Source organism: Bradyrhizobium sp. B117 (assembly GCF_038969555.1).
Taxonomy (GTDB): domain Bacteria; phylum Pseudomonadota; class Alphaproteobacteria; order Rhizobiales; family Xanthobacteraceae; genus Bradyrhizobium.
Map to the genome: position 1 here is coordinate 7,669,326 of NZ_CP152414.1, position 20,525 is coordinate 7,689,850.

A 20,525-nucleotide genomic window follows, 5' to 3' on the forward strand; every position below is an offset into this window, starting at 1 on the left:
CACCGCGGCCATTGTCCAGCCGCATGAGGCGCCTCGCGCGACTCGCCCGGATAGCGACATTGCCTTCCATGGTATTGTCCCGGCAGGGGGATTCGCGCCTGCCAACAGAGATGCGTGCTTATGAAAATCACCCGCCTGCGCCTTCACGGCTTCAAGTCCTTCGTTGAGCCCACGGACTTCGTCATCGAGCCCGGCCTGACCGGCGTGGTCGGCCCCAACGGTTGCGGCAAGTCGAATCTCGTCGAAGCGCTGCGCTGGGCGATGGGCGAGACCTCGTACAAGAGCCTACGCGCCGCCGACATGGACGCGGTGATCTTCGCCGGCTCCGGCAACCGTCCGGCGCGCAACCACGCCGAAGTGACGATGACGATCGACAATGCCGATCGCACCGCGCCGGCGGCGATGAACGACAGCCAGCTGCTCGAAATCTCCCGCCGCATCGAGCGCGAGGCCGGCTCGGTCTATCGCATCAACGGCCGCGATGTGCGCGCCCGCGACGTGCAGATCCTGTTTGCGGATGCCGCCACCGGCGCGCGTTCGCCCGCCCTCGTCCACCAGGGCAAGATCGGCGAGATCATTCAGGCCAAGCCCGAGCAGCGCCGCCGCGTGCTGGAAGACGCCGCCGGCGTCGCCGGCCTGCACGCCCGCCGCCACGAAGCCGAGCTGCGGCTGAAGGCCGCCGAAACCAACCTCACCCGCGTCGAGGACGTGATCGGCCAGCTCTCCGGCCAGATGGAAGGCCTGAAGAAGCAGGCGCGCCAGGCCGTGCGCTACCGCGAGGTCGCCGCCAAGGTCCGCAAGGCCGAGGCCACGCTGTTCCATTTGCGCTGGATCGGCGCCCATGCCGACGTCAACGAATCCGGCCAGACCCACGATCTCGCCGTGCGCGAGATGGCCGAGCGCACCCAGCACCAGGCCGAGGCCGCCCGCATCCAGGCGATCCGCGCCGCCGAAATGCCGGCGCTGCGCGATGCCGAAGCGCGCGCCGCAGCCGGCCTGCAGCGCCTGACCAATGCCCGCGAGCTGCTCGACCGCGAAGAGGAGCGCGCCAAGGAGCGCGTCGCCGAGCTCGAGCGCCGCCTTGCGCAGTTCGAAGGCGACATTTCCCGTGCTCAACAACAAACCATGGACGCCGACGTCGCGCTGCAGCGGCTCGACACCGAGGACGCCGAGCTGAAGGAAGAGATCAAGTCGCGCGTCGAGAAGCGTTCCGGTGTCGACGAGCGCGTCGCCGAGGCCGAGGCGGTGCTGACCGAGACCGAGCAGCAATTCGCCGAGCTGACCACCGCGCTCGCCGACCTCACCGCCAAGCGCAATCAACTGGAAGCCAATGTCCGCACCCACCGCGACAAGCTCGCCCGGCTCGACCAGGAGATCGCGAACGTCACCGCGGAAGAGCAGAAGCTCGCGCAGGAGACCGGCGGCTTCGGCGATCTCGACGAGCTGACCGCTCTGGTCGAGACCGCGGAGCAGACGCTGGCAGCTTCCGAAGCTGCGGCGCAGGCGAGCGAAGCCGCGCACGTCGCCGCGCGCCAGACGCTGGAATCCTCGCGCTCGCCGCTGAACGAAGCCGACAAGCGCGTGCAGCGCCTCGAGACCGAGGCGCGCACGATCTCCAAGATCGTCAACGGCGAGACCAAGAATCTGTGGCCGCCGATCATCGACGGCATCACCGTCGACAAGGGTTTTGAAAAGGCGATCGGCGCCGCGCTCGGCGACGATCTCGACGCGCCGGTCGACCCGTCGGCGCCGATGCGCTGGACCAATGCCGGCGTCACCGAGGGCGATCCGGAGCTGCCCGAGGGCGTCGTGTCGCTTGCCAACCACGTTCAAGCGCCGGCCGAGCTGGCCCGCCGCCTCGCGCAGATCGGCGTGGTGCCGCGCGAGCGCGGCGCCGAGCTGGTGTCGCAGCTCAAGACCGGCCAACGGCTGGTCTCGCCCGAGGGCGACGTCTGGCGCTGGGACGGTTTCGTCGCCGCAGCCCACGCCCCGACTGGTGCGGCGCGGCGTCTTGCCGAGCGCGCCCGTCTCGTCGACATCGAGAACGAGCTGGAGCAGGCCCGCATCGACGCGCAGATCAAGCGTCAGGCGCTGGAGAATGCCGAGTCCGAGCTGCAAATGGCCGCGAGCACCGAAGGTGCTTCGCGTGAAGCCTGGCGCGCCGCGCAGCGCGAGCTCAACGCCGCGCGCGAGCGCCACGCCACTGCCGAGCGCGAGATCAGCCGCCACGCCGCCCGCAAGGCGACGCTGTCGGAAGCGCACAGCCGTCTCGCCGCCGACCGCGCCGAGGCCGAGGCCGCGCATGAATACGCCGCCGCCGGCATCTCCGAGCTGCCGTCGAGCGAGGACACCGAGACCCGCCTCGCCGCCGTCCGCAGCGACATCGAGGCCCATCGCCGCATGGCCGCGCAGGTCCGCGCCGAGGCGCAGGCGCTGGCGCGCGAGGCCGAGCTCGCCGACCGTCGCGTGCAGGCGATCCTCGCCGAGCGCACCGAGTGGCAGAACCGCAAGGAGAGCGCGGCCTCCCACATCGACACCATCCAGGCCCGTATTGCCGAGCTCACGATCGAGCGCAGCGAGCTCGAGAACGCGCCCGCCGTGTTCGCCGAGAAGCGCAGCGCGCTGATCACCGAGATCGAATACGCCGAGAACGACCGCCGCATGGCCGCAGACGCGCTCGCGACCGCCGAGACCGCGATGGCCGAGACCGACCGCGTCGCCAAGCTGACGCTCGAAGCGCTCTCCAGCTCGCGCGAGGCCACCGCCCGCGCCGAGGAACGCATGGAAGGCGCGCGGCGCCGGCTCGAGGACATCGAGCGCGAGATCCGCGACATGCTCGAGGTCGAGCCGCAGGCGGTTGCCGGCCTTGCCGAGATCGAGCCCGGCGCGGAGCTGCCGCCGCTGCACGACATCGAGGAAGACCTCGAAAAGATGCGCCGCGACCGCGAGCGCCTCGGCGCAGTCAATTTGCGCGCCGAGGAAGAGCTGCGCGAGGTCGAGACCCAGCACACCGGTCTCGTCACCGAGCGCGACGACCTCGTCGAAGCCATCAAGCGGCTGCGCCAGGGCATCCAGAGCCTCAACAAGGAAGCGCGCGAGCGCCTCCTGACCTCCTTCGAGGTCGTCAACAACCACTTCAAGCGCCTGTTCGTCGAGCTGTTCGGCGGCGGCGAGGCTGCGCTGCATCTGATTGAGAGCGACGACCCGCTGGAAGCCGGTCTCGAGATCATCGCAAAGCCGCCGGGCAAGAAGCCGCAGACGCTGTCGCTGCTGTCGGGTGGCGAGCAGGCGCTGACCGCGATGGCGCTGATCTTCGCGGTGTTCTTGACCAACCCCTCGCCGATCTGCGTGCTGGACGAAGTCGACGCGCCGCTCGACGACCACAACGTCGAACGCTACTGCAACCTCTTGCACGAGATGACCGGCTCGACCGACACGCGCTTCATCATCATCACGCACAATCCGATCACCATGGCGCGGATGAACCGCCTGTTCGGCGTCACTATGGCCGAGCGCGGCGTGTCGCAACTGGTGTCGGTGAGCCTCGCCGAGGCCGTGGACATTCTCGACCAGAACGTGGCGTGACGCTGCGGCCGCGCCACACCCATTGACGTCATCATCCGCCTTGTGCGCAAATTGCGCACTGGAGCGGATGATCCAGTACGCCGCGGCTTCTCGGTTGGCGGCACTGTCTCGGAGTACTGGATGCCCCGCCTTCGCGGGGCATGACTGCGGATGATGATCACCCCCACCCTCCCCGCCGAACTGAAAGCCGCCCTCGACGGCAAGCTGCAGGGCTTCTCCCGGACCGACGCCGCCCAGCGCTCGCAGAAAATCTCCACCTCCTATCGCGCCGGCGGCGGCTCCGGCACGATCAAGTCGGAGGCTGATGCGCTGGCTTACGCGCTGGCGCGCATGCCGGCGACCTACGCGGCCGTGGCCGCGAGCCTGAACGCGCTGACCGAGAGCGCGCCTGACCTCGCCCCGGAGACGCTGCTCGACGTCGGCGCAGGCCCGGGCACTGCGAGCTGGGCCGCTGCGGAGGCGTTTCCATCGCTGCAGGATTTCACCCTGCTCGACGCCAACGCCACCTTGAGCCGGCTCGCGCTCGAACTGGCGCGCGACAGCTCGCGGCTTTCAGAGTGCCGCTATCTGCCGGGCGATGCCGGCGGCAACCTCACTGAAGTCTCGCAAGCCGATCTCGTCATCGCCAGCTACATCATCGGCGAGCTCAATGAAGGCGACCAGCGCAAGCTGACGGAAGCGATGTGGGCCAAGGCGCGCCACGCGCTGGTGGTGATCGAGCCCGGCACGCCCGCCGGCACCGCCCGTATCCTCGCACTGCGCCAGCAGTTGATCGCGGCTGGGGCGTACGTCGTTGCGCCCTGCCCGCACGAAAAACCCTGCCCGCTCACCGCGCCCGACTGGTGCCATTTCAGCCAGCGCCTGCCGCGCTCGCAGGCGCACCGGCAGATCAAGGGCGCCGAAGTGCCGTTCGAAGATGAGCGCTTCATCTACGTCGCCCTGACCCGTACGCCGCCGGCAACGCGTGCGTCACGCGTGCTGGCACCGCCCGATGTCGGCAAGGCCGAGATCGCGGCCAAGCTCTGCACCGAGGGCGGCGTCGACCTCGCGAAGGTGCCCCGCCGCGACAAGGCGGCCTATGCAGGTGCCCGGCGCTGGCGCTGGGGCGATGCTGTTGTTGCCGAAAGTTAACCTCATTCAGGGCTTTGCCCTTGAACTTGAATGGTTCCTGGTTCGACCAAGTCTTACCTTCCCCTGTGCGCCGGGGGCTCTCGTCCTGCGCCAATTTGGTCTACCCTAGCGCCCGCCTCAATTCCCCTTCAGGAGTCCTCCATGTCGACCGGCTGGATCGTTCTCGGCGTCATCGTCGTCCTCGTGTTCCTGGCGTTCAGCGCCTACAACCGCCTGGTGGCGCTGGGCCAGCGGGTCGGCCAGGCCTTTGCCGATATCGACGTGCAGCTCAAGCAGCGTCACGACCTGATCCCGAACCTGGTCGAGACCGTGAAGGGCTATGCCTCGCACGAGCGCGGCACGCTCGACGACGTCATCAAGGCGCGCAATTCGGCGATGTCGGCGCAGGGCCCGGCGCAGGTGTCCGCCGCCGAGAACCAGCTCTCCGGCGCGCTCGGCCGCCTGATCGCGCTGTCGGAGGCCTATCCCGACCTCAAGGCCAACGCCAATTTCCAGCAGCTCGCATCCGAGCTCTCCGACCTCGAGAACAAGATCGCGGCGAGCCGCCGCTTCTTCAACAACGCGGTCCAGGAATACAACACCGGCATCCAGCAGATGCCCGCCGCGCTGTTCGCCGGCATGTTCGGCTTCACCAGGAAGGACTTCTTCGATCTTGGCGCCAGCCGCACCGAGGTCGAGGCCACGCCTCAGGTGAAGTTCTGATTTGAGCCGATAGGCCGGCAGGGCAACGCGTCATGGCCGCGTATGGTCTCTACACGCACATCGCCTCGAACAAGTTTCGTTCGATGCTGCTGCTCGCCGGCCTGTTCGCGCTGGTCTATGTGCTGGTCTACGCCGGCGCGCTGGTTGCCGAGGTTCTCAGCGACAGCAACCGGACCGTCGCCTTCTACCTGAGCCACGCCTTCCATGATCTGATCGTCGCCGCGCCCATTGCGACGGTCGTCACAGTGGCCTGGGTTCTGATCGCCTATTTCTTCCACCAGTCGATGATCGACGCGGTGACTGGCGGCCACGACGTCACCCGGCAGGAGGAGCCGCGGCTCTACAACCTGCTCGAAAACCTCTGCATCTCGCGCGGCATCACCATGCCGAAGCTGAAGATCATGGAAAGCCCGGCGCTGAACGCGTTCGCGACCGGCCTCAACCCGCGGCAATATTCGGTCACCGTCACCACAGGCCTCCTCGATGCGCTGAACGACAAGGAGATCGAGGCGGTGCTGGGCCACGAGCTGACCCACATCAAGAACGGCGACGTGCAGCTGATGGTGGTGGCCGTCATCATCGCCGGCGTGGTCGGCTTCTTCGGCGAATTGTTCTTCCGCCTGTTCACGAATTTCAGCTGGAGCTCCGGCGGCTCGTGGTCGTCGGGCTCCTCCTCGTCATCGCGCTCGTCCTCCTCGTCGAGCGACAGCAAGAGCTCCGGCGGCGGCGCGGTGATCGTCATCATCATCGCGGTCGTGCTGATCGTGGTGGCCTGGCTGATGTCGCAGGTGGTGAAGCTGGCGCTGTCGCGCTCGCGCGAATTTCTCGCCGACGCCGGCTCGGTCGAGCTGACCAAAGACCCCGATGCCATGATCTCGGCGCTGCGCAAGATCGAGGGCCGCGGCGAACTGCCGGGCGCGACCTCGGCGGTCATGGAGCTCTGCGTCGACAATCCGCGCGAGGGCTTTGCCGATTTGTTCGCGACCCACCCTTCCGTGCAGTCCCGGGTCGATGCGCTGGTCAAGTTTGCCGGCGGCCACGATCCCGGCCCTCTGCCCGACCCGACTGAAGCGACGGATCAGCCCGAGGCGCAGGCTGACTCGCAGACCACCCCGCCGCCGCTGTCGCAGGGACCGTGGGGCGATGCAGCTGGTCCGGCCAGTCCGCCGCCGGTCCCCACGCCCAGCCCCTCCGGAACCGCGGCTGGCAATCCCATGGGTCCCTGGGGCCGCCATTGAACTAGGCACCGCATGCGGCTGTTACGCAACGATCAGGAAAAACCCCGCGCATAGCTGCATCAGCGTGCCGAGGATTTGAATTCTCCCTTGTTTCTGCCATGTTCGCGCCCAACAGCAGACTTGGGACGTCTTTTGGGACATCGATTTGGGGCCCGGCCGATTGCGACCTCGCGATCGGGGGCGCGCGTTAGGGGACAGCAATGGCAAAGCCGGCAGTGGTTGTGGTGGGCGCGGACAAGGGCGGGGTCGGCAAGACCACGGTATCGCGCACCCTGCTCGATTATTTCTCGGCCAACAACGTGCCGACGCGTGCCTTCGACACGGAGTCGCCGCGCGGAACCCTGAAGCGCTTCCACCCTGATATCACCGAGATCGTCGACATGACGACGACGGCCGACCAGATGAAGATTTTTGACACGCTCAACGCGGTCAGCCCGTCGGTCACCGTCATCGACGTCCGCGCCGGCCTGCTCTCGCCTGCACTGGCTTCGCTGCGCGACATCGGCTTCCTCGACGCCGCCAAGGCCGGCCAGATCACCTTCGCGGTGTTCCATATCCTCGGCCCCTCGATCGCCTCGCTGGAGGAGATCGCCGAGACCGCCGGCTTCATGACTGGCGCAAAATATTTCCTGGTCAAGAACTTCATCAACGACACCCAGTTCTTCCAGTGGGACCAGGCGACCTATAATTCCTACTTCCACCGCATCAAGGACGCCACCGAGCTGACTATCCCCAAGCTCAACGAGATGGCCTATGAGCAGGTCGAGGTGTCCTCCGTCCCGTTCCTGAAATTCGTCGCCAACAAAGGCATCAGCGACGAGGCCGCGAACTATTCGTTCGTGCTGCGCGGCTATGTCCGGCACTGGCTGGCCAATGTCTGGAGCGAGTTCGACCGGATCCGGCTGACCGACATCGTCGGTTCGAAGCCGGTGACCCGCAACAGCGAAAAATAGTTGCGCAAGCAGGGCTGATACGGCTGGATTGGGCGACAAGATCGCTCAAATAATATGCCGCAATGTCTGCCACGCCCGTCTACATTATCTGCTCGCCCCGCCCGCAGGTCGGCAAGACCCTGCTGGCGCGGCTGCTGAGCGAATTCCTACTGCTCAAGAACGGCAATGTCGCGGCCTTCGACGTCAATCTGAAGGAGCCGTCGCTGCTGGACTACCTGCCGAAGATCACGGAGACCGCCGACGTGATCGACACCTACGGCAAGATGCAGCTGATGGACCGCGTCATCGTCGATGATGGCCTTGCCAAGGTGATCGACCTCGGCTTCCACGCCTTCGACGAGTTCTTCAAGATGACCGAGGAGATCGGCCTGCTCAAGGAAGCGGCGCGCCGCCGTGTCGCGCCCCAGATCCTGTTCATGGCCGACACCGACCGCGTCTCGGCCCGTGCCCACGAGATGCTGCGTCAGCAAATTCCGCGAATGAGCCTGATCACCGTGGACAACGAATATGTCGTGCGCGGCGAGCTGCCCGTCGCGATGGAAGGCGGCCGGTTGTTCCGCCTGCCCGCCCTGCCGGGCTTCCTCAAGACCTATATCGACCGGCTCAACTTCTCCTTCACCGGCTATCTGCGCCAGGAGAAGGACTCCTCAACCGAGCTGCACCAGTGGACCCGGCGGAACTACCTCGCCTTCCGCGAGCTCGAGCTCAACCTGATCCTGCAACGGTCGTAGCCTGGAATTACCCGGGCGATATCTGCTCAGTGCCCCTCGAACGTCATCAGCGTGCGCACCGGCACGTCCATCGCGCGCAGCTTGGCGGCGCCGCCGAGCTCGGGCAGGTCGATGATGAAGCAGGCGGCGACGACGTTGGCGCCGATCTGGCGCAGCAGCTTCACCGCGCCCTCGGCGGTGCCGCCGGTGGCGATGAGGTCGTCGACCAGGATCACGCGCTCACCGGGCTGGATCGCGTCGACATGCATCTCCATCTCGTCGATGCCGTATTCGAGCGAATAGGCGATACGCACGGTGGTGTGCGGCAGCTTGCCTTTTTTCCGGATCGGCACGAAGCCGGCCGAGAGCTGGTGCGCCACCGCGCCGCCGATGATGAAGCCGCGCGCCTCCATGCCGGCGACCTTGTCGATCTTGTTGCCGGCCCAGGGATTGACGAGCTCGTCCACCGCCCGGCGGAAGGCGCGCGCATCCGCGAGCAGGGTCGTGATGTCGCGGAACATGATCCCCGGCTTGGGATAGTCGGGGATGGTCCGGACGCTTGCCTTGATATCGTGGTCAAATGTCATGGTTATCTCGCTCTGGCTTCTCCACCGTCATTGCGAGCGAAGCGAAGCAATCCAGTTCTTCTCCGCGGCAGCAGTCTGGATTGCTTCGTCGCTTCGCTCCTCGCAATGACGGCCCTCACTCAATTCGTCCCGGCATCCAGCCGGAACGCATTCTCGACGATCTTCAAGCCCACCTCGTTGCCGAGCGACATCAGCGATTCCGGGTGGAATTGCACGCCGGCGACCGGGAGGGTCTTGTGCTCCAGCGCCATGGCGACGCCGTCCTCAGTGCTGGCGGTAACGGACAACACCTCCGGCATGCTGTCGCGCTCGACGAACAGCGAGTGATAGCGGCCGATCACGATCTCGTTCGGCAGATTGCGCATCAGCCGCCCGCCGCGCACCTGCACCCGCGAGGGCCGGCCGTGGGCGGGATGGGTGAGCTGGCCGAGCTCGCCGCCGAAATATTCGCCGATCGCCTGCACGCCGAGGCAGACGCCGAACACCGGCAGCTTCTTCTCCAGCGCCGCATCGATCGTCTTCCTGATCCCGAAATCCTCAGGGCGCCCCGGGCCGGGCGACAGCACCAGCAAATCCCACCTCTTCCGCTTGAGCATGTCGAGCGCATGCACATAGCGGACCACGGTGACCTCGGCGCCGACCTGGCGGAAATAATCGGCGAGCATGTGCACAAAACTGTCGTCGTGGTCGATCAGCAGCACCTGCTTGCCCGAGCCGGTCGCATCGGGCGCAAAAGTCGAGAGCGGCTTTGGTGGATCGCCGCGCAGCGCCTGGAACAGCGCGGCAGCCTTGACCTGGCACTCGCGGTCTTCCGCGGCGGGGTCTGAATCGAACAGGCAGGTGGCGCCGACGCGCACTTCGGCCAAACCGTCCTTCATGCGAATGGTGCGGATGGTGAGGCCGGTATTGATGCTGCCGTCGAAATTCACCGCGCCGATGGCGCCGGCATACCAGCGCCGCGGCGAGCGCTCGTGATCCTCGACGAACTGCATCGCCCACAGCTTTGGCGCGCCTGTTACGGTGACGGCCCAGGCATGGGTGAGGAAGGCATCGAGTGCGTCGAAGCCGGGGCGCAGCATGCCCTCGACGTGGTCGACGGTGTGGAAGAGCTTCGAATAGGTCTCGATCTGCCGGCGCGCCAGCACCTTGATGGTGCCGGGGACGCAGACGCGTGCCTTGTCGTTGCGGTCGACGTCGGTGCACATGTTGAGCTCGAACTCGTCCTTCTCCGAGTTCAGCAGCTGGCGGATCTGCTCGGCGTCGCCGATCGCGTCGGTGCCGCGCGCGATCGTGCCCGAGATCGGGCAGGTCTCGACGCGGCGTCCGTCGGAGCGCACGAACATCTCCGGCGACGCCGAGACGAGGAATTCGCCCTCGCCGAGGTTCATCAGCGCGCCATAGGGCGACGGGTTGATGACGCAGAGCCGCTGGAACACTTCGGCCGGCGAGCGCTCGCACGGTTCGGCGAACAGCTGGCCGGGCACGGCCTCGAACAGATCGCCACGGGCGAAGGCCGCGCGCGCGGTCTCGACGGTCGCCTGATATTCGCCGGGCGCGTGATCGGCAAAGCCCTGGCGCGGCGTCTTGAGATATGGGCTCACCGCGGTTTCGCGCGGCAGGCCCTCGGTGGATTTGCCCTTCCAGGCGAAGTCATAACTCAGGACCACGCCGCGGCCGGTAGCGCGGTCGTAGGCCAGCAGGCGATCGGGCACATAGAGCACGATGTCGCGCTGGTCGGCCTCGCGCGGGCGCTTCTGCACGAGGTCCTCGATCTGGAACACGAGGTCGTAGGCGAAGGCGCCGAACAGGCCGAGCAGCCCGTCCTCATTGGCGGAGAAGGCGGCGACGATGTCGCGCACCAGCGACATCACGCTGGCGCGCCGGGTGCGCTGGTCCTCCTCGACCGGCGCATCGCCGCGGATGATGTGACCGGCAAGGCGCGTCGCCGCCTTCTCGGAGACCACCACGCAAGGCTCGCGCAGCACGTCGGCGAGGAAGGCGATCAGCACCTGGCCGCGCTCGTTCAGCGCTTCCAGCTTGAAATTGACGCCTGATGTCTCGAGCTTGAGCGGCGGATCGGAGAAGCCGAGGTCAAAACTCTCGTAACGGCCGGGCACGGTCGTGCCCGAGGATAGCACCACGCCGCGGCGGCGATCGAGCAGGTTGACGAGATCGTCGAGCCGGTTGGCGCCGCCGGTGAACTGCTCGGCCACGCGCGTGATCGCAAGACCGCCGCGGGTCACGTAGTCACTTCGGGCCGGAAGGGCAAAGACTGTCCTGTTCATGTGATCCTCTTGGGGTCCTCTTACGAGACTTGCCGAGGGAACGCCACACAGGACAAACGATAAGGCCGCCGCACTGCGTTGGCGACCTCAGACGATTTGGGAAAGGAAAATCGCACCGGCCACCTCTTTAGGAGGTGCGCCACCAAAGACGGGCTGGGCGGACGGCGGTGCTCATGGGGCGGATACTCACCATGGCCCGGGGGCGGCGTCAAGGGCGGGCTACAGGTTAGAGGCCACACCGCGTCCAAAGCGCGGCCATCTCTGCATCGGTAGCGAACTCGCCTCGATCCGCCTCGCGGAGGCCTTCGAGAACGGCCGCCCGATGCGCCTCAGGGACCTTGAAGACCTCGCGCTCCGAACGCGCATCGGCTTCCGATTTATCCTCCACGCCGCTACCCCAGATGCTTCCGGAAAAACTCCGTCGCCCTGCCCCAGGCGAGCTCGGCGGCTTCGCGGTCGTGAACGGCCTGGCGCTGCTCGTTGACGAAGGCGTGTTCGGCGTCATAGCGGAACAGCTCGAGCGACTTGCCGGCGGCCTTCATGGCTTTCTCGAAGCCGCCCACCAGCTCCGGGGTGCACCAATCGTCCTTGTTGGCGAAATGCGCCTGCAGCGGGATCTTGACGTCGGCGGGCTTGGCGGCCTGCTCCGGCGGGATGCCGTAGAACACGACGCCGGCGGCGAGCTCGGGCACATGCACCGAGCCGATGATGGTGACGGCGCCGCCGAGACAGAAGCCTGTCAAGCCGACCTTGGCGCCGTTGCGCGACAGGTACTGCGCGGCGCCGCGCACGGTCTGCGTGGTGGCGTCCATGAAATCGAGCGAGTTCATCTCCTTGTTGGCAGAATCCGTGTCGTGATACGGCACCACCTTGCCCTTGTAGAGATCGGGCGCCAGCGCATCGAAGCCGGCGAGCGCAAAGCGATCGCACAGGCCCTTGATCTGGTCCGACAGGCCCCACCATTCCTGGATCACGACCACGCCCGGCGCATTGCCGCGCGCGGCATTGGCGAGATAGCCCGAGGCGTCCTTGCCATCCGGGCGCTTGAAGGTGATGGCGGTTCCCATGGTGTCCTCCGGTGAGTTTCTGGGGAGCGGTTGGCGGTCATTGTGGCGGGTGAGGACGTGTGAAGCAATCCACACTCTCGTCATTCCGGGGCGGTGCGCAGCACCGAACCCGGAATCTCGAGATTCCGGGTTCGCGCTATCGCGCGCCCCGGAATGACCGCACAACAAAAAAGCCCCCTTGCGGGGGCTTCTTCATTCTCGTCGCGCGCCGCTCAGTGGGAGTCGGCCCAGACCTTCTTCTTGGTGAAGTACATCAGCAGCGCGAAGATGATCAGGAACACGAACACCTGGAAACCGAGGCGCTTGCGCGCTTCCATATGCGGCTCCGCGGTCCACATCAGGAACGTGGTGACGTCCTTGGAATATTGCGCGACCGTGGTCGGCGAGCCGTCGTCATAGGTCACCTGGCCGTCGCTGAGCGGCTTCGGCATCTTGATGGCGTGGCCCGGGAAGTACCTGTTGTAGTAGGAGCCCTCCGGGATCGTGACGCCCTCCGGCACCTTCTCCTCAAAGCCCTGGAGCACCGCTGCGACGTAGTCCGGGCCCTGCTCCTGGTACTGGGTGAAGAAGTCGAAGATGAACCAGGGGAAGCCGCGGCCATAGGAACGCGCCTTGGTGATCAGCGACAGGTCGGGCGGCGCCGCGCCGCCGTTGGCCGCACGGGCGGCCTGCTCGTTCGGGAACGGCGAGGGGAAGTAGTCGGCTGCCCGGCCTGGGCGCTCGAACATGTCGCCCGCGTCGTTCGGACCATCCTTGATCTTGTAGTCGGAGGCGAAGGCCGCCACCTGGGCCAGGGAATAGCCGGGGCCACCGGGCTCGCCCAGATTGCGGAAGGCGATGAAGGACAGGCCGTGGCAGTTGGCGCAGACCTCCTTGTAGACCTTCAGGCCGCGCTGGAGCGCACCGCGGTCGAACTTGCCGAACGGACCTGAGAACGACCATTTGTTGCCGGGCGGCCTGTCGCTGCCTTCGCTGGCCCGGGCATCACCAAGGCTGCCGAGGAACAGCGCACCGGCGGCGACCAACGCGACCGCGACGGAGGCCACCGCCTTGCTGCCCTTGGCGAGGATCGCTTCCGAGATCGAGTTCGGCACCGGCCGCGGCGTCTCGATGCGCGAGAGCAGCGGCAGCACGATCAGGAAATAGGCAAAATAGCACACCGTCAGGACCCGGCCGGCAACCACGTAGATGCCTTCCGGCGGCTGCGCGCCGAGATAGCCGAGCAGGATGCAGACCGCGACGAAGATCCAGAAGAACTGCTTGGCCAGCGGACGGTACTTCGACGACCGCGTCCTCGCGCTGTCCAGCCAGGGCAGGAAGCACAGGATGATGATCGCCGAGAACATCGCGATGACACCCGCGAGCTTGTTCGGGATCGAGCGCAGGATCGCGTAGAACGGCAGGTAATACCATTCCGGCACGATGTGCGGCGGCGTCACGCCCGGATTCGCCGGGATGTAGTTGTCGGCGTCGCCGAGATAGTTCGGCATGTAGAAGATGAACCAGGCATAGAGCAGCAGGAAGCAGGACACGCCGAACATGTCCTTGATGGTCGCGTGCGGCGTGAACGGCACCGTGTCCTTTTCCGTCTTCGGCTCGACGCCGTCGGGATTGTTCTGTCCGGCGACATGCAGCGCCCAGACGTGCAGCACGACGACGCCCGCGATCAGGAACGGCAAGAGATAGTGCAGCGAGAAGAAGCGGTTCAGCGTCGGGTTGCCGACCGAATAGCCGCCCCACAGCAGCGTCACGATGCTCTCGCCGACATAGGGAATGGCGGAGAACAAATTGGTGATGACGGTGGCGCCCCAGAAGCTCATCTGGCCCCACGGCAGCACGTAGCCCATGAAGCCCGTCGCCATCATCAGGAGGTAGATGATGACGCCGAGGATCCACAGCACCTCGCGCGGCTCCTTGTAGGAGCCGTAATAGAGGCCGCGCAGCATGTGGACATAAACCGCGAAGAAGAACATCGACGCGCCGCAGGCGTGCATGTTGCGCAGCAGCCAGCCGTAATTGACGTCACGGACGATCAGCTCGACCGACTTGAAGGCGAGATCGGCGTGCGGCGTGTAATGCATCGCCAGGATCACGCCGGTGAGGATTTGCATCCCGAGCATGAAGGAGAGGATGGCGCCGAAGGTCCACCAGTAGTTCAGATTGCGCGGGGTGGGATAGACGACGAAGGAAGAGTGCATGAGGCCGAGGATCGGCAGGCGCCGCTCGATCCATTGCAGGGCCGGATTGCTCGGCTGGTAGTCGGATGGTCCGCTCATGATGCGATCCTGAGGAAATATAACGACGAGACGGCGCGAAGCTTCGGACGCAGGTCCGAAGCTCAGCCGATCTGGATTTTGGTGTCGGAAACGAACTGGTACGGCGGCACGGCCAGGTTCGCGGGCGCGGGCCCCTGGCGGATGCGGCCGGACGAGTCGTACTGCGAACCATGGCAGGGGCAGAAGAACCCGTCGTAATTGCCCTCATGGGCGATCGGGATGCAGCCGAGATGGGTGCAGATTCCGATCACGACCAGCCACTGCTCATGGCCGGGCTTGACGCGGGCCTCGTCGGTCTGCGGATCGGGCAGGCTCGCCACGTTGACGGCGCGCGCCTCTTCGATCTGCTTCTTGGTGCGGTGGCTGATGTAGATCGGCTTGCCGCGCCAGAACACCTTGATGTCCTGGCCCTCGGCGACCGGGCTGAGATCGACCTCGATCGGCGCACCGGCGGCGATGGTCGACGCATCGGGATTCATTTGGGAGATGAAGGGCCAGAGCGCGGCTGCGCCCCCTACTGCTGCAGCTGCCCCCGTTGCAACGAATAAGAAATCACGGCGTGTCGGATGGTCCGCCGAAGACGCTGTCGTCACGATTCCAACCCTTTCTTCTTATGCTGCCGGCGGAACCGCTCCGGGAGCCCCCAAGGTCCCCAGAACAGCCTGCCGGCGCCCGCGGCCCCCCGCGGCGGCAGAACTTTCACTTGTCCCCACCAAAACAAGGGCGAAAACAGCAGTCCAGAATCGTTCTATTGGCACCCTTGCCGGGCGAGCGCAAGCCCGCTAACGGCGCGGGAGCGTGCAATGCACGAATTCCCGTGCCAGCGATGTTTTATTGAGACAATTCGGTCCCGGCCCAACCCGACGCCAAGCCATGCAGATAGCGCTTTTCCAACCCGACATCCCTCAGAACACCGGCACGATTCTCAGGCTCTGCGCCTGCTTCGGGCTGGCCGCCCACATCATCGAGCCGGCAGGGTTCCCGATCTCCGACCGGCATTTCCGCCGGGCGGGAATGGATTATCTTGACCATGTCAGCATCGTCAGACACAGCTCCTGGCTGACGTTCGAGGAGTGGCGCGCGGCACAGGGCTACCGCCTGCTGCTGTTCACCACCAAGGGTGCCACCGACTACCGCGATTTCCGTTACCAGACGGCGGACATCCTGCTATTCGGACGCGAGAGCGCCGGGGTCACCGACGCGGTGGTCGAGGCCGCGGACGCGCGGCTGGTGATCCCGATCAATCCGGGCCTGCGGTCGCTCAATGTCGCCATGACCGCGGCGATGGCCGCAGGCGAGGCGCTGCGGCAACTCCGGAACCCGCAAGTTTGAGACCATTGAGGAGAGAAGCGTGAGTTACGCGGTCAAGGAGATCTTCCTGACCCTGCAAGGCGAAGGCGCCCATGCCGGGCGCGCGTCGGTGTTCTGCCGTTTTGCCGGCTGCAACCTCTGGAGCGGCCGCGAGGCTGACCGCACGGACGCCGTGTGCAAGTTCTGTGACACGGATTTCGTCGGCACCGACGGCACGCTCGGCGGCCGTTACGCTTCCGCCGCGGACCTCGCCGACACCATCGCCGCGCAGTGGACCGCGAGCGCGGGCAACCGCTACGTGGTGCTGACCGGCGGCGAGCCGCTGCTCCAGGTCGATGCCGACCTGATCGATGCGCTCCATGCGCGCGGCTTCGAGATCGGCGTCGAGACCAACGGCACGATTGCAGCGCCTGACGGCCTCGACTGGATCTGCGTCAGCCCCAAGGGCGGCAGCGAGCTCGTGCAGACGCGCGGCCATGAGCTGAAGCTGGTCTATCCGCAAGCCCTCGCCGCCCCCGAGACCTTCGAGAGCCTCGCCTTCGAGCGCTTCTCGCTCCAGCCGATGGACGGCCCGGAGGTCACGGAGAACACCGCGCGCGCGATCGACTATTGCCTGCGCCATCCGCAATGGCGGCTGAGCGTGCAGACGCATAAGTCGCTCGGCATCAGATAGGATTGGTTTTCGGACAGATGTGGGAATTGACGAAATCGTTCCGCTTCGAGGCGGCGCATTCACTATCGGGCACGACGTTCGGCGCGGCGAGCGAGGAGATCCATGGCCACTCCTTCCGCGCCGAGGTGACGCTGCGCGGCACGCCCGATCCCAAGACCGGCATGGTGGTCGATCTCGGCCTTGTCCAGCGCGCCATCGAGGACGTCCGGCTGACGCTCGACCACAAGTACCTCAACAAGATCGAGGCGCTGGGCACGCCGACGCTGGAAAACCTCTCGCGCTTCGTCTGGGAGCGGCTGGCGCATATCGGCAAGCTGACCCGCGTCAGCATCCACCGCGACAGTTGCAACGAGAGCTGCACCTATTACGGTCCGCAGGAATAGTCACGATCTCGGTCTCGCAGGGTGGGCAAAGCGGAGCGTGCCCACCAATCAAGACGACGGTGAAAGATGGTGGGCACGGCGCAAGGGCGCCTTTGCCCACCCTACGGCAGGTTTGTTCGGGAATTGAATATGGACGCATCGACAATCGAAGACCGCAAGAGCCGCGCCCGCGCCTGGTTCGAAGCCTTGCGCGATGACATCTGCGCAAGCTTCGAGCGCCTCGAGGACGAGGCGCCGCAAAGCCTCTATCCGGGCGAAGCCGGCCGCTTCGCGCGCACGCCCTGGCAGCGCACCGACCACTCTGGCGCGGCCGGCGGCGGCGGCGTGATGTCGATGTTGCATGGGCGCCTGTTCGAGAAGGTTGGCGTGCATTGCTCGACCGTGCACGGCGAATTCGCGCCCGAGTTTCGCGCGCAGATCCCGGGCGCGGCGGACGACCCGAAATTCTGGGCCTCCGGCATCTCGCTGATCGCGCATATGCGCAATCCGCATGTGCCGGCCGTGCACATGAACACGCGCTTCGTCGTCACCACCAAGGCCTGGTTCGGCGGCGGGGCCGATCTGACGCCCGTGCTGGATCGCCGGCGCACGCAGGACGACGCGGACACGCTCGCCTTCCATGCCGCGATGAAGGAGGCGTGCGACCAGCCGAACGGCGTTGCCGACTACGACAAGTACAAGAAATGGTGCGACGAGTATTTCTACCTGCCGCACCGGAAAGAGGCGCGCGGCATCGGCGGCATCTTCTACGACTGGCACGACAGCGGCGACTGGGACGCCGACCTCGCCTTCACCCAGGATGTCGGCCGCACCTTCCTGAAGATCTACCCTGAGATCGTCAGGCGCAATTTCGCGACGAGCTGGACGGCGGTTGATCGCGAGGAGCAACTGGTCCGGCGCGGCCGCTATGTCGAGTTCAACCTGCTCTACGACCGCGGCACCATCTTCGGGCTCAAGACCGGCGGCAATGTGGACTCCATCCTGTCGTCGCTGCCACCGGAGGTGAAATGGCCATGAGCGCCTTGAGGCCGCTGCCGCGCGCGATGCTGATCGACATGGACGACACCATCCTGTCGGCCTATGGCCGGCCCGAGATCGCCTGGAACACCATCGCCCATGAATTCGCCGCAGAGCTCGCGCCGCTGCCGCCGCGGGAGGTCGCAACCGCGGTGCTGGCCTTCGCGCGAAGCTTCTGGGCCAATGCGGACGCCTCATGGCGGCTCAAGCTTGGCGAGGCGCGGCACATCACCGTCAAGGGCGGCTTCGCCGCGCTCGCCGCCGCCGGCCACCGCACCCTCCCCGACGATCTCGCCATCCGCATCGCCGACCGCTTCACCGCCTATCGCGAGGAGGAGATGTTCGTCTTCCCCGGCGCGCATGAGGCGATCGACCAATTGAAGGCGCTCGGCGTCAAGCTCGCGCTGGTGACCAACGGTGCCGCCGATACCCAGCGCGCCAAGGTCGAGCGCTTCGAGCTCGCGCACCGCTTCCACCACATCCAGATCGAAGGCGAGCACGGTTTCGGCAAGCCCGAGGAGCGTGCCTATCTGCACGCGATGGAAGCGCTCGGCGTCAGCGCGAAGGACACCTGGATGATCGGCGACAATCTGGAATGGGAAGTCGTGACGCCGCAGCGGCTCGGCATCTATGCGATCTGGATCGACGTGCATGGCGACGGCCTGCCCGCAGGCTCGACCGTCAGGCCCGACCGCATCATCCGCTCGCTGACGGAGCTCGTGCCGGACCGGCGGTGATCGGGGCACGAGACCAAAGAAATCGAAAACAACCCCATGCACAGTAGACGGGCGCTGCAAATTCAAAGGCTTACTGATTTTCCGAACAGTCGTTGACACGTCGGGCAAAACAGGGGCATCATGTCACCGTAGCGATGTCTGCGATGGCCAGGCCGGCCCGCATCATCCGCGCTCCCATCGCGCCACCGCCTCCCGACATCCGACAGCTTCCCTGCCCCACTTGAAGTGAATTGCCTCACAGTTCGCAATCCGGGATTGCGGTATTTTTGCGCCATTGGGCGTGGAGTGAGTTGGAGGCGATCATGGAGCAGGAGAAGGACGCAGCGCAGACGCAACCTCCCCCCGCGGGACCGCTGGGTTGGCTCGCCAAGTTCGATCGCGGGTTCACCCTCGTCAAAGGTCTCTCGGTCGTCACGGTGCTGAGCAGCCTGTTTGTCGGATCCTTTCAGTATCTGAGCTCCTATCAGGACAAGGTGAGCGCGCAGGCCAAGGAAAACATGCAAGCCGCGGCGAAAACGTTCGACGAGATCTCAACGAAGTTTTCCCAGGTGCAGGCGCTGCAACAGCAGCTGTTCTCCGACTACGCGACCGCGCTCGACGATCGCGCCGACGCCGACGAGCAGGCTCTTGCCGTCAAAAGCGCCCAGGAGATTCTGAAGGTCTACGAAGATACCCAGCTGGCCCTGTTCGAAACCGGCGAGCTGATGGCGCGGAATGCCCAGATGTACATCGATTGGGCGACGAATTTCAGGCGCGACCCGACCGAACAAACCGAGCCGACCAGCGACCCGCTCGACCAGACCCTGCTTCGCGCTTATGACTTCGATTGCGACCACAACTTGCCGCAATTCTTGCCCGCGAACGGCAGCACGGCCGCCGCCCCGCGCGCGTCTACGGAGAATGCGTGCACGATCGATGCCCGGCATAATTGGGACCCGGCCTATTCCTACGTCGATATCTGTCCCAAGAACCGCGAGAAGGCCGGCTCGAGCGAGTCCGTCACGATTCACTGGTACAGCGCCAAGCACCAGGTGCTGGTGATGCACTATTGTCTGCGCAATCTGCACGAGAGATTGGCGCCGGTGCGCCACTGGGCCTCGCGACCCGAGGTGAAGGCCGCCGCGAGCGAGGGGTCACCGTCGGTCGATCGGGACAATATCCAATTGGCGATCGACCTTCAGGCCAAGCGGCTCAATGCCTTCATGAACCTTGCGACCTTCGACGTGGACGGCATCCGGGAGAGCTATCGTCCGGACAGCTTTGCCTGCCGTATCCCGATCGTGACGTCCGTGGTGGGCCTCTTCAACGATTCCTGCACGCCGATCAAAACAACGCCGATCATCGTCACCAGGCGTTGATATCGCACCGGAATCTCTGGGCGGCCCGACGGCGTTCGCATCACCGACTGAACCCGGCCGTCGGTGATCGCCCTGTCATGACCGCCTGCTAGCCTCACCGCCGAGTCGATCAACTCGAAAGGAAAATCCATGGACTTGAAAGCCGGCGATGTCGTGATGCTGAAATCCGGCGGCCAACCGCTGACCGTCGCGGAAGTGAAAGAAGACGACGTGCTCTGCATCTGGATGGGCATGGAAGGCGACCTGTTCCGCGAGACGCTGCCGCTGGCCACGCTCGTGCAGGTGGAAGAAGACCCCGACGAGGAAGAGGACGACGAAGACGAGGAAGAAGACGACGAGGACGAAGACGAGGAGTAGGCGCACCTAGGACCGCATCCTCGTTAGGCCGGAGTCTTCGGCTCCGTCGCTTCTGATGTCCGCTTCGCTGTCAAGAACGGTGCAATAGCGGACATTGCTGGACGGCAGCCGGTTCGGCGCGACCGTGGGATCGATCACCGAACCGGTTACGTCGG

General features: G+C 65.6%; 18 protein-coding genes. 13 read left to right on the forward strand and 5 right to left on the reverse strand.

The genetic code is table 11. From position 1 onward, the window contains the following. The first annotated feature begins 120 nt into the window (after positions 1 to 120). The 6 genes from smc (at position 121) to AAFG16_RS37205 (ending at position 8,340) form a co-directional block, all read left to right on the forward strand. Positions 121 to 3,585, forward strand: a complete 3,465-nt coding sequence (gene smc / locus AAFG16_RS37180; protein ID WP_342733348.1) for a chromosome segregation protein SMC — start codon at positions 121 to 123, stop codon at positions 3,583 to 3,585. Positions 3,586 to 3,735: 150 nt separating this feature from the next. Next, positions 3,736 to 4,716, forward strand: a complete 981-nt coding sequence (locus tag AAFG16_RS37185; protein WP_342733350.1) for a small ribosomal subunit Rsm22 family protein — start codon at positions 3,736 to 3,738, stop codon at positions 4,714 to 4,716. A gap of 141 nt (positions 4,717 to 4,857) precedes the next feature. Further along, complete coding sequence (locus AAFG16_RS37190) at positions 4,858 to 5,418, forward strand: LemA family protein (RefSeq protein WP_027558138.1); 561 nt, start codon at positions 4,858 to 4,860, stop codon at positions 5,416 to 5,418. Between the two features lie 32 nt (positions 5,419 to 5,450). Further along, positions 5,451 to 6,656 (forward strand): M48 family metallopeptidase, encoded by a 1,206-nt coding sequence (locus tag AAFG16_RS37195; protein ID WP_342733352.1) that lies wholly within the window; start codon positions 5,451 to 5,453, stop codon positions 6,654 to 6,656. Between the two features lie 200 nt (positions 6,657 to 6,856). Next, complete coding sequence (locus AAFG16_RS37200) at positions 6,857 to 7,609, forward strand: hypothetical protein (protein ID WP_027558136.1); 753 nt, start codon at positions 6,857 to 6,859, stop codon at positions 7,607 to 7,609. 62 nt (positions 7,610 to 7,671) lie between these two features. Further along, complete coding sequence (locus tag AAFG16_RS37205; protein WP_342733355.1) at positions 7,672 to 8,340, forward strand: hypothetical protein; 669 nt, start codon at positions 7,672 to 7,674, stop codon at positions 8,338 to 8,340. A 26-nt stretch (positions 8,341 to 8,366) separates the two neighbouring features. Here AAFG16_RS37205 and AAFG16_RS37210 read toward each other — a convergent pair whose 3' ends face one another. The 5 genes from AAFG16_RS37210 to petA all read right to left on the reverse strand — a co-directional run bounded on the left by AAFG16_RS37210 (position 8,367) and on the right by petA (position 15,127). Next, the gene (locus tag AAFG16_RS37210; protein ID WP_018323310.1) at positions 8,367 to 8,906 is read right to left on the reverse strand and encodes an adenine phosphoribosyltransferase; all 540 of its coding nucleotides are present in this window, start codon (positions 8,904 to 8,906) and stop codon (positions 8,367 to 8,369) included. Between the two features lie 119 nt (positions 8,907 to 9,025). Then, positions 9,026 to 11,191, reverse strand: a complete 2,166-nt coding sequence (locus AAFG16_RS37215) for an anthranilate synthase component I (protein WP_342733367.1) — start codon at positions 11,189 to 11,191, stop codon at positions 9,026 to 9,028. 392 nt (positions 11,192 to 11,583) lie between these two features. Continuing rightward, positions 11,584 to 12,258, reverse strand: coding sequence for a dienelactone hydrolase family protein (locus AAFG16_RS37220; protein ID WP_095426928.1), 675 nt, complete (start codon positions 12,256 to 12,258; stop codon positions 11,584 to 11,586). Positions 12,259 to 12,470: 212 nt separating this feature from the next. Next, positions 12,471 to 14,534 (reverse strand): cytochrome b/c1, encoded by a 2,064-nt coding sequence (gene fbcH / locus AAFG16_RS37225; RefSeq protein WP_283081306.1) that lies wholly within the window; start codon positions 14,532 to 14,534, stop codon positions 12,471 to 12,473. A 62-nt stretch (positions 14,535 to 14,596) separates the two neighbouring features. Beyond that, positions 14,597 to 15,127 carry a ubiquinol-cytochrome c reductase iron-sulfur subunit gene (petA, locus tag AAFG16_RS37230; RefSeq protein WP_342733370.1) on the reverse strand — a complete coding sequence of 177 codons (531 nt, stop codon included), beginning with the start codon at positions 15,125 to 15,127 and terminating at the stop codon, positions 14,597 to 14,599. A gap of 280 nt (positions 15,128 to 15,407) precedes the next feature. Between petA and AAFG16_RS37235 the strand changes: the two genes are divergently transcribed. The 7 genes from AAFG16_RS37235 to AAFG16_RS37265 all read left to right on the forward strand — a co-directional run bounded on the left by AAFG16_RS37235 (position 15,408) and on the right by AAFG16_RS37265 (position 20,370). Then, a complete protein-coding gene (locus AAFG16_RS37235; RefSeq protein ID WP_342733372.1) occupies positions 15,408 to 15,866 on the forward strand; it encodes a tRNA (cytidine(34)-2'-O)-methyltransferase in 459 nt (152 codons plus the stop codon). A gap of 19 nt (positions 15,867 to 15,885) precedes the next feature. After that, positions 15,886 to 16,518, forward strand: coding sequence for a 7-carboxy-7-deazaguanine synthase (queE, locus tag AAFG16_RS37240; RefSeq protein WP_283081309.1), 633 nt, complete (start codon positions 15,886 to 15,888; stop codon positions 16,516 to 16,518). 17 nt (positions 16,519 to 16,535) lie between these two features. Further along, entirely contained in the window at positions 16,536 to 16,901 is a 366-nt protein-coding gene (locus AAFG16_RS37245; protein ID WP_027558127.1) for a 6-carboxytetrahydropterin synthase, read from the forward strand. Between the two features lie 129 nt (positions 16,902 to 17,030). Next, entirely contained in the window at positions 17,031 to 17,918 is an 888-nt protein-coding gene (hemF, locus tag AAFG16_RS37250) for an oxygen-dependent coproporphyrinogen oxidase (protein WP_342733375.1), read from the forward strand. After that, entirely contained in the window at positions 17,909 to 18,655 is a 747-nt protein-coding gene (locus AAFG16_RS37255; protein ID WP_342733377.1) for an HAD family hydrolase, read from the forward strand. Before hemF ends, AAFG16_RS37255 begins: the two co-directional genes overlap by 10 nt. A gap of 302 nt (positions 18,656 to 18,957) precedes the next feature. Then, a complete protein-coding gene (locus tag AAFG16_RS37260; protein WP_342733379.1) occupies positions 18,958 to 20,013 on the forward strand; it encodes a hypothetical protein in 1,056 nt (351 codons plus the stop codon). Positions 20,014 to 20,142: 129 nt separating this feature from the next. Then, entirely contained in the window at positions 20,143 to 20,370 is a 228-nt protein-coding gene (locus AAFG16_RS37265; protein WP_283081313.1) for a DUF2158 domain-containing protein, read from the forward strand. The last annotated feature ends 155 nt before the right edge of the window (positions 20,371 to 20,525 follow it).